General features: G+C 39.0%; 13 protein-coding genes. 9 read left to right on the plus strand and 4 right to left on the minus strand.

Annotated elements, in window-relative coordinates; genetic code table 11:
* Window positions 1-64: 64 nt before the first annotated feature.
* Window positions 65-316: a Rieske (2Fe-2S) protein gene (locus tag P2W72_RS12090; RefSeq protein WP_276362805.1), complete on the minus strand. Its 252-nt coding sequence runs from the start codon at window positions 314-316 to the stop codon at window positions 65-67.
* A 91-nt stretch (window positions 317-407) separates the two neighbouring features.
* Between P2W72_RS12090 and P2W72_RS12095 the strand changes: the two genes are divergently transcribed.
* The 6 genes from P2W72_RS12095 to P2W72_RS12120 all read left to right on the plus strand — a co-directional run bounded on the left by P2W72_RS12095 (window position 408) and on the right by P2W72_RS12120 (window position 6,796).
* Complete coding sequence (locus P2W72_RS12095; RefSeq protein WP_276362808.1) at window positions 408-1,031, plus strand: 7-carboxy-7-deazaguanine synthase QueE; 624 nt, start codon at window positions 408-410, stop codon at window positions 1,029-1,031.
* Window positions 1,032-1,124: 93 nt separating this feature from the next.
* Window positions 1,125-3,035, plus strand: coding sequence for an OmpA family protein (locus tag P2W72_RS12100; protein ID WP_276362811.1), 1,911 nt, complete (start codon window positions 1,125-1,127; stop codon window positions 3,033-3,035).
* Between the two features lie 2 nt (window positions 3,036-3,037).
* A complete protein-coding gene (locus P2W72_RS12105; RefSeq protein WP_276362813.1) occupies window positions 3,038-3,466 on the plus strand; it encodes a DUF6526 family protein in 429 nt (142 codons plus the stop codon).
* 84 nt (window positions 3,467-3,550) lie between these two features.
* Entirely contained in the window at window positions 3,551-4,909 is a 1,359-nt protein-coding gene (locus tag P2W72_RS12110; RefSeq protein WP_276362816.1) for an enolase C-terminal domain-like protein, read from the plus strand.
* 27 nt (window positions 4,910-4,936) lie between these two features.
* Window positions 4,937-5,899, plus strand: coding sequence for a hypothetical protein (locus tag P2W72_RS12115; protein ID WP_276362819.1), 963 nt, complete (start codon window positions 4,937-4,939; stop codon window positions 5,897-5,899).
* 12 nt (window positions 5,900-5,911) lie between these two features.
* Window positions 5,912-6,796: a sugar phosphate isomerase/epimerase gene (locus tag P2W72_RS12120; RefSeq protein WP_276362821.1), complete on the plus strand. Its 885-nt coding sequence runs from the start codon at window positions 5,912-5,914 to the stop codon at window positions 6,794-6,796.
* 53 nt (window positions 6,797-6,849) lie between these two features.
* Here P2W72_RS12120 and kdsA read toward each other — a convergent pair whose 3' ends face one another.
* Complete coding sequence (gene kdsA / locus P2W72_RS12125) at window positions 6,850-7,662, minus strand: 3-deoxy-8-phosphooctulonate synthase (RefSeq protein ID WP_276362824.1); 813 nt, start codon at window positions 7,660-7,662, stop codon at window positions 6,850-6,852.
* Window positions 7,662-9,848, minus strand: coding sequence for a DNA helicase RecQ (gene recQ / locus P2W72_RS12130; protein ID WP_276362827.1), 2,187 nt, complete (start codon window positions 9,846-9,848; stop codon window positions 7,662-7,664). The genes kdsA and recQ overlap by 1 nt, the downstream gene beginning before the upstream one ends.
* Before the next feature lie 94 nt (window positions 9,849-9,942).
* On the opposite strand from recQ, the gene P2W72_RS12135 reads away from it, so the two are divergent.
* A complete protein-coding gene (locus tag P2W72_RS12135; protein ID WP_276362831.1) occupies window positions 9,943-10,908 on the plus strand; it encodes a KpsF/GutQ family sugar-phosphate isomerase in 966 nt (321 codons plus the stop codon).
* 10 nt (window positions 10,909-10,918) lie between these two features.
* A complete protein-coding gene (locus P2W72_RS12140; RefSeq protein ID WP_276362834.1) occupies window positions 10,919-12,001 on the plus strand; it encodes a mannose-1-phosphate guanylyltransferase in 1,083 nt (360 codons plus the stop codon).
* Here P2W72_RS12140 and rlmB read toward each other — a convergent pair.
* Entirely contained in the window at window positions 11,994-12,779 is a 786-nt protein-coding gene (gene rlmB / locus P2W72_RS12145; protein WP_276362837.1) for a 23S rRNA (guanosine(2251)-2'-O)-methyltransferase RlmB, read from the minus strand. The two genes, P2W72_RS12140 and rlmB, sit on opposite strands and share 8 nt — an antisense overlap.
* Window positions 12,780-13,066: 287 nt before the next feature.
* Here rlmB and dnaB point away from each other — a divergent pair, with 287 nt between their 5' ends.
* Entirely contained in the window at window positions 13,067-14,632 is a 1,566-nt protein-coding gene (gene dnaB / locus P2W72_RS12150) for a replicative DNA helicase (RefSeq protein ID WP_276362839.1), read from the plus strand.
* Window positions 14,633-14,707 lie beyond the last annotated feature (75 nt).

Below are 14,707 nucleotides of genomic sequence, written 5' to 3' on the forward strand. Positions count from 1 at the left end.
CCTAAACATCGTTTTTGAAAAAGATGATAAACAACTACTTTTAGCTGCTTAAACCGAACTCACGTTAATTATTTTGTCCTGCAGCACCCCTGCCTGTTTCCAGATCAAATTTATGTCTGTGATAAGAACAAATTATATGGCCTGCAGAACACCAGCCCTTACTCAGTTCAGCACCTGCATGCGGGCACCTGTTACTTAAAGCATAGAACTTATCATCGGATTTAACTATACATAATTTCTTTCCGGAAACCTCTACTGCCCTGATAAAATCTTCTGATGTTAAAACACCTGCTGAAAACACTTTAAACCATTCCATAAATCCGGAAAATTGTCAGTCTATTGTTTCAATTAGTTTTAAACAATGCTGATCGCTCAAACTTAAGTATATTTGCATCCTAAATTACAAAATGGCACATAATATTCCTCCTGACGGCACACTCCTACCATTAATGGAAGAATTCTACACTATACAGGGTGAAGGATTTCATTCGGGCAAAGCGGCATATTTTATTCGTCTGGGCGGATGTGATGTAGGTTGTCACTGGTGCGATGTGAAAGAAAGCTGGGATGCCGAACTGCACCCGCTTACCTCTGCTGATGAGATCGTGAAGAATGCTGAGAAATACCCCGGGAAAGCAGTAGTTGTTACCGGGGGTGAGCCATTGATCTATAACCTGGATTATCTTACATCAGAATTACAAAAGCGGGGAATCAAAACCTTTATTGAGACCTCTGGTGCCTACCCGCTTTCGGGGCATTGGGACTGGATCTGCTTATCACCTAAAAAGTTTAAATCACCGCGCCCTGATATTCTGCCTCTTGCCGGAGAACTGAAAGTGATAGTTTTTAATAAAAGCGACTTTGCCTGGGCTGAGGAACATGCGGCCCATGTTTCTGAAAACTGTAAACTCTATCTGCAACCTGAATGGTCAAAACATTCTGAAGTCACACCTTTAATTATCGACTATGTAATGCAGAATCCTAAATGGGAAATTTCGCTTCAAACTCATAAATATCTCAATATTCCTTAGCCAATTTTTTCAGCAAGTGCTGTATTTGGAATTCTATTCCTCAGGAGTTCCGATTATTTTTTAACTTCATATAAAGAGAGCCTCCTTTCTGATATGAAGAACCTGTTGATTTTTCTGTTATTACTGATTTGTGGATTTGCCAATGCACAAAAGCATTCTTCATCTCCGGTTAAACAGGCGCAAAAATCATACAATCTTGCCAATCAATACATTTCATACCAACTTTTCGACAAGGCCATCGCTGAATTAAATCAGGCAGTTGAACTGGATCAGAATTTTGCCGGTGCCTATCAGCAGTTAGGTGATCTTTACAGAAAAACAGGCAACTATAATTCTGCATTGAAAAGCTATCATAAGGTACTGCAAATTGATCCGGAATTTCATTCATTGACTTATTATGGACTTGCTGAGAGTGAACTGAATACCGGTGATTATGCAAATGCGTTCATTCATTTTGAAAAATACCTGAAATATCCGGGCATTAACGAAAACAGCAGAAAAAAGGTTGAGAAATATATGAATGATTGCCTGTTTAGCCAGGAAGCCATAAAAAATCCGGTTAGTTTTAAGCCCGTTAATATCGGTCAGGGAATCAATACCACAGAAAATGAATACCTTCCTGTCATAACTGCTGATGAGGGTATGATCATATTTACAAGGCAGACTAATCGGAACGAAGATTTTTATAAAAGTATCAAAAAGGATGAAAATTGGTCAAAAGCCGAATTTTTAAGCAAAGAGATCAACACTTTTAATTATAATGAAGGGGCACAGTGTATCTCACCCGATGGCAATTATCTCTTTTTCACAGGTTGCAACCGTCCGGATGGTTCAGGGAGATGCGATATTTATATTTCCCGGCGCGAAGGAAATGGATGGAGTAAACCTTTTAATATTGGACCACCTGTAAATACACCGGGTTGGGAATCACAACCCTCAATCAGTGCTGATGGAAGAACACTTTATTTCGTGAGCACGCGTCAGGGTGGTTTTGGGGGTTATGATATCTGGAAAACAGAACTCGCATCGAACGGATCCTGGACCATTCCGCAGAATCTGGGACCTGAAATAAATACTGAATTTGATGAACAATCGCCATTCATTCATCCCGATGATGAAAGCCTCTATTTTTCTTCCAACGGATGGCCGGGCTTTGGTAATAAAGACCTTTTTGTAAGCAGAAAAGTATTCATCGACGGGAAACAAAAAGGATGGAAAAAACCTGAAAATCTTGGATATCCGATCAATACATTCGGAGAAGAAAGTGGCTTAAGTATCAGCAGCGACGGAAGATTAGGTTTTTTTGCAAGTAATCAAAAGGATGGATACGGAGGGTTGGATATCTACTCATTTGAACTGCCTGAAAAAGTGAGACCGGCATCAGTTACTTATGTGAAAGGTATGGTATTCGATAAGGATAACAAGGAATACCTGGATGCTAAAATACAGATTGTCAATCTGAAATCCGGCGAATTGATCTTTGATGACACTGCAGATTCAGAGACAGGTCAGTTTCTTGCTACCATGATGTCGGATAAATCATTTGGATTAAATGTATCCAAGGATGGTTACCTGTTTTATTCACAGAACTTCAGTCCGGGAGCAAATCTTGAAGGAAAACCGTTCATCATACAGGTACCGCTTCAAAAAATTGAAGTCGGTGGACTGGTTGTTCTCAATAATATATTTTTTGAAAGTAACAAGTTTGAACTTTTACCTGAATCAAAATCAGAGCTCCTCTTGCTGGTAAAATTTCTTAATGATAATCCGAGAATAAAAATTGAAATTGGTGGCCATACCGATAATATCGGCGATGAACCTTCGAATCAGAAATTATCAGAAAGCAGAGCGATGTCAGTCTATAATTTCCTTATAAACAATAATATATCTAAAGATAAATTAAGCTTTAAAGGATATGGTGAAAGCTATCCTCTGGCTGATAACTCAACTGAAGAAGGTAGAAAAAGCAATCGCAGAACAGAATTTAAAATCATAGATAAATAAACATGGAACAAAACTACAAAAACCACTCACGTCTGGTTACAGGTTACCACAGAGTACTGGCAATTTTATTACTTGCAGGTTTGATCGGATCGATTATAAATCTGAAAGAATCCATTGAAACCGAAACGTATTATTCAGCCAGTCTGATTGTTTTACTATTCGGTTGCAGTATTTTAATATACTGGTATACGAGAAGTTTTCCGCTCAAAGCTCAGGACAGAGCAATCAGGGCTGAAGAAAATTTCAGGCATTATATTCTGACTGGCAAACCATTACCTTCAGGCCTGCATATCAGACAAATTATCGCTTTAAGATTTGCTTCGGATGAAGAATTTCCTGCACTTGTGCAGAAAGCATTAGCAGAGAATTTGACTTCAAAAGCGATTAAACAGGCTATTCAAAACTGGAAACCTGATTATTACAGGGTATAATAAAATCAGATTGCCAGATATATAATCTTTGAATAATCAATACCGCACAAATCATTTTGAAAACAGATTCAGTCAATTCTTATTATGGAAAATGAACAACAAAAAAACAAATTTGATCGTCGTGAAGCCTTAAAAATGCTGAGCATCGGTTCAGGAGCAGGTTTAATGGGCATGTTGGGTTCAATGCCCTCTGCTAAAGCTACCGAAATCCCGGCATATACCAAAGGAATGGCTCCGGTTAAAATAAAAAGTGTTAAAGCTATTGCAACTGCACCAAGCAGCTCAAACCTGATTGTTGTTAAGGTTGAGACCACCGAACCGGGACTTTACGGACTTGGATGTGCAACCTTTACCCAAAGGGCTGTTGCGGTAGTAACCGCAATTAACAGCTATTTGAATGATTTTTGTGTTGGCAAAGACGTTGACAATATTGAAGATATGTGGCATGGACTTTATGTGAGTTCTTATTGGCGCAATGGCCCTGTTTTAAACAATGCATTAAGCGGTCTGGACCAGGCTCTCTGGGATATTAAAGGCAAGCGTGCCAATATGCCTGTTTATCAGCTTTTGGGAGGCAAAGTAAGATTTGCGGTACCCTGCTATGCACATGCCAGCGGAAATACTCCAGAAGCAGTAGCTGAAAGCGTCCAGAAATTTATGGATGAAGGATATAAATATGTCAGAATCCAGCAGGGAGGTTATGGCGCAGTTGGAGTAAATCAGAAGAAACCCGATTTTAAAGAAGCAGGCTTTGGTGGTGAAACTGATGCCTATATGGATGAAAGAACTTATTTAAGATCAGTTCCAAAGATATTTAAAACCGTAAGAGAACGTTGTGGTGATGATGTGGAACTCTTACATGATATCCACGAAAGAGTGCAGCCAATGGATGCTATTAATATGATCAAGCAACTGGAGCCTTACAGACCATTCTTCATTGAAGATCCGTTTTCACCTGAAAACATGGAATGGTTCAAGCAACTCCGTGCCAGCACAAGTGTTCCGATTGCTATGGGTGAGCTTTTTAATAATATCAATGAATTCAAAATGCCAATGGTCAATCAATGGTTTGATTATATTCGTATACATATTTCACAAATCGGAGGTATTACTCCTGCTATGAAAGTTGCGAGACTTGGCGAATGGTTTAATGTTAAAACAGCCTGGCATGGCCCTGGCGACGTATCCCCTGTTGGACATGCAGCCAATGCCCATATTGATCTCGCTGTCTGGAATTTCGGGATACAGGAATCTGTTCGCTTTTCTGAAAAAATGCAGGAAGTATTCTCAGGTTGCCCAACAATGAAAAATGGCTACATGTATGTGAACGAAGTACCCGGACTTGGAGTAGATATCAATGAAAAAGAAGCCGCTAAATATCCAATCGGAACAAAATCTAACTGGCAGGTTAGAAAAGCCGATGGAACACTTATCAGGCCATAATTATTAACTATAAAACTTATAACTAAAGTGATAAAGAAATTTTTTGGTATCCTGCTGATCACTTCAGCTTTACAGGCAAATGCCCAATATCCTTCAACAGAAATTAGCACTGATGAACTCCGGGTAAAAATTTACCTTCCTGATTCTGAAAAGGGTTTTTACAGAGGTACAAGATTTGACTGGTCGGGTGTAATCCCAAGTTTACAATATAAGGGGCATGAATACTTCGGAGAATGGTATGCTACTCATGATCCTTTAAGACATGATGCAATAACCGGTCCGGTTGAAGCTTTTGACCCGATCGACTATGATAAAGCTGCACCTGGTGAATTATTCTTAAAAATCGGTGTTGGGATCCTGAAGAAACTTAATAATGGCCCTTACAGATTCAACAGCTCATTCGAAATTCAAAACGGAGGCAACCGGACTGTAAAACAAAAGAAAGACAGAATTATATTTATTCATAAACTGAACGATATGGGTTATGCCTATATTTATAAAAAGACAGTGCGTATAACAAAGGGGCAGCCGGAACTTATACTTGAACATACTTTAAAGAATAAAGGCAGAAAACCAATTAATACAAGGGTTTTCAATCACAATTTCTTTGTAATTGATAAGCAAAATACCGGACCGGACTTCAGTGTAAGTCTTCCTTTTAATATTCAAAATGAACCTGCCAAAAAAGGACTGATGGATTTCAGAGCTAATAAAATGAATTATCTTAAGGAATTAAAAAAGGGCGAAAGTACAATGGAATATCCAACAGGATTTAGTGGAGATAAAGTTGAGGATTATGATTTCAGAGTAGAAAATAAAAAAACAGGTGCAGGTGTAAGAATTACATCAGACAGACCATTAGCTCATTTTATGTACTGGTCGGTACCAACAACCCTGAGTCCGGAACCATTTACCAAAGTTGATGCACTTCCCGGAAAATCCTTCTCCTGGAAAGTGATTTATAATTTTTACGAAACATCTAAAAACTAACTTAATATGATAATGAACCGCAGATACTTTTTAAAAAGCACCGGAATCTTAGGCCTTACTGCATCTTTACCTGCATGGGCAGACAAAGCAACATATGCTTTAAAATACCCTCCTTTTGGCATCCAGGTTTATACATTAAACAGCATAATTAATGCGCCGGGAGCAGATACCAGGACAGTTCTGAAGCAAATTGCAGATATGGGGATTAAAGAACTGGAAACCGCTACCGGATCAGGAGGATTATATTACCGGCATTCAGCAAAAGAATTTGCTTCGATTGTAAATGATCTTGGTTTGAAATGGATCGGAAATCATGTGGGTGGACTGCCACGATCAGCACAGGTACCTGCAGGTTCCAGAAATCTAAGAGATAACCTTCAACAGATTGTGGATGAGGCTGCTGAAGGGGGTTGCGGATGGGTAATATGTTCAAGTTCATCGATTAACAATCTGGATGAGATCAAAAAAACCACTGAAATATTTGTTAAAGCCGGTGATTCCGCTGCGAAAAACAAAATGAAATTTGCTTATCATAATCATCAGACTGAATTCGCTCAGATTGAAGGAACATCAGCATTTGACTATGTGTTAAGCAATACAGATAAACATAAGGTATTTATGGAACTGGATCTTGCATGGGCAACCGCTGCAGGTATGGATCCGGTAGCATTATTCAAAAAATATCCGGGAAGATTCCCTTTATGGCATGTTAAAGATCTGGATAAAACAACCGGAAAACCTTGTCCCGTTGGCCTGGGAAAAGTAGATTTCAAACATATTTTTGAAAACTCAGGACAGTCGGGAGTTAAGCATGCATTTATCGAACAGGATGGATCAAAAAGTTTGGAAGATCCGGCATCAAGTGTTCAATGGCTAAAAGCAAACATTTACAAATAAAGGAAAACAAAGAGAGGCATGATGAATGCCTCTCTTTGTTTTTAAATATCTTATCAGCTAATTGATTGTCTGACCCGGATGAGCTTTATCATCAGATCTTCCAGAAGATCTAAATGAAGCATATTGGCGCCATCAGATTTAGCATTTGCCGGATCGGGATGAGTTTCAATAAATAAGCCATCAGAACCTACTGCTATTGCTGCTTTGGCAATTGTTTCGATGAGCGCAGGCTTCCCTCCCGTTACGCCACTTACCTGATTAGGTTGCTGCAAAGAGTGGGTGCAATCCATTACCACCGGAACACCGAAACTTCTCATCTCCGGGATTCCGCGGAAATCAACTATCATATCCTGATAACCGAAAGTATTACCCCGATCGGTAAGAATAACATTCGGATTTCCCGATTCCTGAACTTTTTCAACAGCAAATTTCATTGAACCTGCAGAAAGAAACTGTCCTTTCTTAACATTGATTGTTTTGCCGGTTTTTGCAGCCGCAATCAGAAGATCAGTCTGCCTGCATAAAAAAGCCGGTATCTGTAATACATCAACATATTCAGCTGCCATTGCGGCTTCATGGCTTTCATGGATATCTGTTACCGTTGGAACATCAAATTCACGATTAACCTTAGCAAGTACTTTTAAGGCCTTCTCATCACCAATACCGGTAAATGAATCAAGGCGCGATCTGTTAGCCTTGCGGTATGATCCCTTAAAGATTAACGGAATCTGAAGTCTGTCTGAAATTTTAACTATTCTCTCTGCTATCCTGAGTGCAATTTCTTCACCTTCTATTGCACAGGGGCCTGCCATCAGGAAAAAATTACCTGATTCTAAATGTTTGATTTTGGGAATATTACTTAACATCAATTACCTAATTCGGATAAAAATTTAATACGCATTAACTGGATTTCTTCACGGGTATAATCATCCGTACCTAACTCAGCCAAAGCATTGTCGATAGAATCAGTTTCAGTTGACCGGAAATAATCGTATACCTCCTCCTGCCTGTCATCTTCAATCATCTCATCAATATAATAGTTCAGATTAAGCTTGGTTCCTGAATTGACTATGGTTTCAAGTTCTTTCAGGATATCATCATAGGTAATACCTTTTGCTGAGGCAATGTCTTCCAATGCTATCTGACGGTCGATATTTTGAATGATTGATACTTTTAGAGCCGATTTATTTGCAGCGCTCTTGATAACCAGATCTACCGGACGATCAATATCATTGTCCTCAACATATTTCTTGATAAGTTCAATGAATGGCTGTCCAAATTTCATTGCCTTACCTGAACCTACTCCCTGAATTTGCTTAAGTTCTTCAACCGATACCGGATAATGGGTACACATTTCATCCAGTGAAGGATCCTGAAATACCACGAATGGCGGAAGACTCTTCTGTTTTGCAATCTTTTTACGCAGGTCTTTCAGCATTTGAAGCAACTGAGTATCCAAAGCACCTCCCTGCTGCTGAGCCTCCTCAACTTCATCCTCAGCATCATCCATAAGATAGTTGAGAATAAATTTCAATGAATATGGATTTTCAATGAACGCCTTACCGGATTTAGTAAGCTTAAGTAATCCATAATTATCAATATCTTTCAGCAGAAAATTATTTAATACTGCCTGTCTTAACAATGACTTCCACAATATTTCACCTTCCTCCTTTCCGGAAGCAAATTCCGGAAGTTTGCTATGTTCATAGGAAGCAACCTGGGAATTTTCGATACCCAGAATAATATTGAGTATATGCTGATCGTCAAACTTTTCACCAAGATCCCTGATTAGTGTCAGAGCTCTTAATAAAGGCGCCTCTGCATCGAAATATTTCTTTGGATGGCGACAATTATCGCACATATTATTACATCCGGTTTCATTGAAGTTTTCACCAAAATAATGAAGTATCTGTTTCCGCCGGCATACCGAAGATTCGGCATAATCGATAACTTCCTTCAGAATCTGCGTACCAATTTCTCTTTCAGAAACCGGTTTATCCTTCATAAACTTGGTCAGTTTATCAATATCCTTTTGCGAATAAAACGCTACACAAACACCTTCGCCCCCGTCACGACCTGACCGTCCGGTTTCCTGATAATATCCCTCCATACTCTTTGGAATATCATGATGGATTACATAACGAACATCAGGTTTATCGATGCCCATACCAAATGCAATGGTAGCTACAATCACGTCAACATCTTCCATCAGGAAATTATCCTGTGTCTCAGCCCTGGTTTTGGGATCCAGTCCGGCATGATAAGGCAATGCTTTGATTCCGTTCAGTTTTAAAGCTTCTGCAACCTCTTCAACCTTTTTCCTGCTTAAACAATAAACAATCCCGGACTTACCGGAATTCATTTTGGCATATCTAACAATTTCTTTGATTACATTTCTTTTAGCTCTTACTTCATAAAACAGATTGGGCCTGTTAAACGATGATTTGAAGAGAGCTGCATTATTCATCTGCAGGTTCTTCTGTATGTCCTGCTGGACTTTTGGTGTGGCTGTTGCGGTAAGTGCAATTATAGGGATATTCTCACCTATATTGTCAATTACCTGACGTATCCGGCGGTATTCCGGTCTGAAGTCATGTCCCCATTCAGAAATACAATGCGCCTCATCGACGGCTACAAATGAGATAGAAATCCCTCTGAGAAAATCAATATTTTCCTGCTTTGTTAATGATTCGGGAGCAACATAAAGCAATTTGGTTGACCCTGATGTTACATCCTCCTTTACTCTGGTAATCTCTGATTTATTCAAAGATGAATTCAGAAAATGTGCAATACTGTCAGTTCCCCCAAATGCCCTGAGCTGATCAACCTGATTTTTCATCAGAGCGATCAAAGGCGAAATTACGATAGCCGTCCCATCACTCATTAATGCAGGTAACTGATAACAGATTGACTTTCCACCACCAGTAGGCATAATAACGAAGGTATCCTTCTTCTGAAGAATGCTGGTTATAATGGCCTCCTGATCTCCTTTAAAGTTATCAAAGCCAAAGAAATTCTGTAAATTATCGAATAAGGATTTGTTTATTTCCATTACTTATCTGGAAAAAATTGAAATTGGGTCATAATAATCTTCAAAATAACATATTTTTGCGACAAAATATCTCTTTAATATAAAAATAATCTCATTGAAAAACAAAGTTGAAATATTAGAAATCGCCAGAAAAACCCTTCAGACAGAGGCTGAAGGAATCATGCAAGTTTCAACTCTTTTAAACGATGATTTTTCAGAAATAGTACATCAAATTTTATACCTAAATGCCCGCGTTATCGTTACAGGGATAGGAAAAAGTGCAATTATAGGTCAGAAGATCGTAGCTACATTCAATTCAACCGGGACACCGGCAATTTTTATGCATGCAGCTGATGCCATTCATGGAGATCTTGGAATGATCCAAAAAAACGATCTCATTATTTGCATTTCCAAAAGTGGTAACACCCCTGAAATTAAGGTACTTATACCACTTTTAAAGCAAGGGGGAAACAAACTGGTAGCTATAGTAGGTGATATGCAATCATACCTGGCAAAACAAGCAGACTGGGCTCTTGACACCACTGTTAAGCATGAAGCTTGTCCGCTGAACCTTGCCCCCACCACAAGTACAACTGCCCAATTGGCTATGGGTGACGCTTTGGCAGTCTGTTTACTGGAATGCCGCGGATTCAGCAGTGAGGATTTTGCAAAGTATCATCCCGGCGGATCATTAGGTAAACGATTATACCTGAAGGTTGCAGACCTGGCGGCTCAAAATGAAAAACCTATGGTTAACTCTTCTGCTTCGGTAAAGGACGTGATCATTGAAATTACAAAAAACAGATTAGGTGCTGTTGCTGTTGTAGATGATGGTATATTGCAGGGAATTATTACTGATGGGGATATCAGGAGAATGTTGAATAAAAACGACAGTATCAACGGGCTTTCAGCTGCCGATATCATGACCCGATTCCCTAAATTTATTGATAAAAATGAGCTTGCCGTCAATGCGCTTGAAATTCTGCGTATTAATAATATTACCCAGCTTCTGGTTGGATCTGAATCGAAATTTGAAGGCTTCATTCACCTTCACGATCTGCTGAAAGAAGGAATCATTTAAGATTTAAAACATGAAAAACAATTATGCTCTGATAATGGCTGGCGGCATAGGCAGCAGATTTTGGCCTATAAGCAGAACATCCTATCCAAAACAATTTATTGATATACTCGGAACAGGCAAAACACTTATACAACAGACATACGATCGCTTTTTAAAGATTGTGCCTAAAGAAAATATCTTCATTTTAACAAATGACAATTATATCCATCTGGTAAAGGAACAACTGCCGGATATAGCTGATGAACAGATACTTGGCGAGCCAATTATGCGCAATACAGCCCCCTGCATTGCTTATGGAAGTCATAAAATCTGTAAAATCAACCCCAATGCCGCGATAGTTGTTGCCCCATCCGACCATCTGATATTAGACAATGATGAGTTTGTCAGATGTATTAACAAATCATTAGATGCAGCTGTTAAAAACGACTGTCTGATTACTCTTGGCATCAAACCTTCAAGACCCGATACCGGATACGGATATATTCAATATAACACCAAAAAAATTGAAGAGGACTTCTTCAAGGTTAAGACATTCACTGAAAAGCCAAGCTATGAGATAGCCAAAACCTTTGTACAAAGTGGAGATTTTCTATGGAACGCCGGAATTTTTGTTTGGTCTGCAGAAAATATCCTGAAATCCTTTGAAAAATATCAGCCTGAAATGAACGATATCTTCAAAGAAGGGACAGACATTTATAATACAGATAAGGAAAAGGAATTTATTCAATCCGCATTTACCCAATGCACAAATATTTCAATTGACTACGGTATCATGGAAAAGGCTGACAATGTCTATGTTCTGCCATCAGAATTTGGCTGGTCAGATTTGGGAACCTGGGCTTCTGTTTATGAACTTTCTGAAAAAGATTATGTCGGAAATGCCGTTAGTCCGGCCGAAAAAGTAATCATGTACGACTCTTCAAATTGTATGGTCAATGTACCTGACGGGAAACTGGTTGTACTTCAGGGCCTGCATGATTTCATTGTAGTAGAAGACAACAATACACTTTTAATTTGCCCGCGTGATCAGGAACAGGATATCAAACAAATTGTAGCCGACGTAAAACAGCGTTTCGGAGCCGAATTTACTTAATAATCATTTTTTGTCTGACAGCTTCATAGAGCAGAATACCGGCAGAAACAGATACATTCAGGGATTCTATTTCACCGAACATCGGAATTTTTGCCAGATGATCTGAAATCCGGATCAGGTCAGTGGATATCCCATTTTCTTCAGATCCCATGATAATTGCTGTAGGTACGGTATAATCAGGTTGATATAAGTAATCATTGGTCTTTTCTGTACATGCAACAAGCTGTAAACCAGACTCCTGCAAGAACTTTGCTGTTTTAAACAGGCTATCATGCCTGCAAACAGGAATTTTATATAAAGCACCTGCTGATGTCTTTATTGCATCAGGATTGATTTGGGCAGATCCTTTTGAAGGAACAATGATCGCATGAACACCGGCACATTCTGCAGTTCTTGCAATTGCCCCGAAATTACGTACATCTGTAACACCATCAAGGATCAGAATTAAAGGAACCTCTCCCTTCTCATATAAATCAGGAATTATATTTTCTATCTTATCATAACTAATTGGCGAAATGAATGCTACCGCCCCCTGATGATTCTTACTGGTTAGTCTGTTTAGTTTCTCGACAGGAACAAGCTGAAATACGATATCCATTTCTTTAAGTAAAGCTCTCAACTCAAGTATAATGCCACCGCTAAGTCCTCTTTGCAGGTAAAGATTTTCGATCTCTTTCCCGCTTCGTATGGCCTCCATTATTGCCCGGATACCAAATACCATCTGATTAGACTCATGGGGTTCATGATCGCGTCTTCTTTTAAAAGAGTTAGTGTTCATTTCTGCAGAATATTTAAGTAACGAAGTTAGATATAATTTCGATTTCAAGGCTTATCTGATGATTTATTTAATATAATTGAGAGATTTATTAACATCTGAAAAAGTTATTAACACTTAGCTATATCAGGTACAGAGGCCTATTTTTAAGAATTTCAATAAATTATTAACAAATAATGTTAATAATAAAGCGTTTTATCAGCTCAAATGCAAATAGTGTGTTTTGCTAAATTTTTAAGGTGTGAAAAACTAAAAAATTTCAGCTCTGATTTTTGTATACTTTTGTTATTATGAGTTTAGATAAGGATCAGGATTATACTAAAAACAACAGAAATACATTCTCTGCTGAAAGGAAAAATAAGCTTAGTACCATGGCAAGCGGACTGGGGAAATTACCTCCTCAGGCATTAGATCTTGAAGAAGCAGTTTTAGGTGCTTTAATGCTTGAAAAAGATGCACTTTCTGCTGTAATTGATATCCTGAACCCTAATGTTTTTTACAAAGACAGTCACCAGAAAATTTTTGAAGCCATTCAGGCCCTATTCCAGAAATCATCTCCGATTGATATTTTAACAGTTACCGCACAACTCCGTCAGCAGGGAGATCTGGAAATGATCGGTGGAGCCTATTATATCACTGAGCTTACCAATCGTGTTGCTTCGGCGGCCAATATAGAATATCATGCAAGGATAATCTCACAAAAATTTATTCAGCGTGAATTGATACGAATCTCAACAGAGATCATCAGTAATGCTTATGAAGACACTACTGATATATTCGATTTATTGGATCATGCGGAAAAAAATCTCTTTGAGATTGCACAAAACAACCTGAGAAGAGATTCCAGAAAAATGGATGATATTATCAGGGAATCGCTGGAGAATCTGGAAAAAATCAAAGATAAAGTTGATGGATTAACAGGCGTACCTTCCGGATTTACGGCACTTGACAGAATGACTTCAGGATGGCAGCCCTCTGATTTGGTTATCATTGCAGCAAGACCCGCAATGGGAAAGACCGCCTTCGTACTAAGTTGTGCAAGAAATGCTGCGGTACAGTTCAATAAGCCTGTCGTATTCTTTTCCCTGGAGATGTCTTCTGTGCAGCTGGTTAATCGTTTGATATCCGGAGAAACAGAAATTGAGCAGGAAAAAATCAGGAAGGGAAATCTGGCAGAATGGGAATGGCAGCAATTACACTCCAAAATTGGCAAGCTGACTGATGCCCCACTCTTTATTGATGATACTCCTGCCCTGAATATCTTTGAATTCAGAGCCAAATGCAGACGTTTGAAAGCTCAATACGACATTCAAATGATCATTATTGACTACCTGCAGTTAATGCATGGTAAAAGCGATGGCAAAGGAGGTAACCGGGAACAGGAAATCGGTAGTATCTCGCGTGCATTAAAATCAGTAGCAAAAGAATTGAATGTACCTGTTATAGCCTTATCTCAGTTAAGCCGTGCTGTTGAAAACAGACCTGGTGGTGGTAAAAAGCCTATGCTATCAGATTTGCGTGAATCAGGCTCTATTGAACAGGATGCAGACATGGTTCTGTTCCTTTACCGACCCGAGTATTATGGTATTACAGAAGACGAGGAACACCGTTCAACAATAGGAATTGGGGAAGTAATTGTTGCCAAGCACAGAAATGGAGAAACCGGCACCGTACCATTAAGATTTATTGGTAAATATGTAAAATTTGCCGATCTGGAAGAGGATTTCAGCAGTCACCCGGGCAATTTACCGAATCCATTTGCAGGCCTCTCTCCTTCTCAGGATTTTGAAAAGCCGAGCAATATCATAGTTCGTCCTTCAAGGATGGATGATCTTGACGACGAACAGCCATTCTGATAATTAAAATCACTGTTGTCCGGGAAAAATACACAATCAGTTGTTAATGTCTGTTTCTGTATCGTAGAGCCGGTT

Origin of the sequence: Daejeonella sp. H1SJ63 (assembly GCF_029360775.1) — a bacterium.
Lineage (GTDB): Bacteria > Bacteroidota > Bacteroidia > Sphingobacteriales > Sphingobacteriaceae > Daejeonella.

Coding starts and splice junctions, on each gene's coding strand:
- recQ (WP_276362827.1), bottom strand. CDS start 9,848: ATGGAAATAAACAAATCCTTATTCGATAATTTACAGAATTTCTTTGGC.
- P2W72_RS12100 (WP_276362811.1), top strand. CDS start 1,125: ATGAAGAACCTGTTGATTTTTCTGTTATTACTGATTTGTGGATTTGCC.
- P2W72_RS12120 (WP_276362821.1), top strand. CDS start 5,912: ATGAACCGCAGATACTTTTTAAAAAGCACCGGAATCTTAGGCCTTACT.
- kdsA (WP_276362824.1), bottom strand. CDS start 7,662: ATGTTAAGTAATATTCCCAAAATCAAACATTTAGAATCAGGTAATTTT.
- P2W72_RS12090 (WP_276362805.1), bottom strand. CDS start 316: ATGGAATGGTTTAAAGTGTTTTCAGCAGGTGTTTTAACATCAGAAGAT.
- rlmB (WP_276362837.1), bottom strand. CDS start 12,779: ATGAACACTAACTCTTTTAAAAGAAGACGCGATCATGAACCCCATGAG.
- P2W72_RS12105 (WP_276362813.1), top strand. CDS start 3,038: ATGGAACAAAACTACAAAAACCACTCACGTCTGGTTACAGGTTACCAC.
- P2W72_RS12140 (WP_276362834.1), top strand. CDS start 10,919: ATGAAAAACAATTATGCTCTGATAATGGCTGGCGGCATAGGCAGCAGA.
- P2W72_RS12110 (WP_276362816.1), top strand. CDS start 3,551: ATGGAAAATGAACAACAAAAAAACAAATTTGATCGTCGTGAAGCCTTA.
- dnaB (WP_276362839.1), top strand. CDS start 13,067: ATGAGTTTAGATAAGGATCAGGATTATACTAAAAACAACAGAAATACA.
- P2W72_RS12095 (WP_276362808.1), top strand. CDS start 408: ATGGCACATAATATTCCTCCTGACGGCACACTCCTACCATTAATGGAA.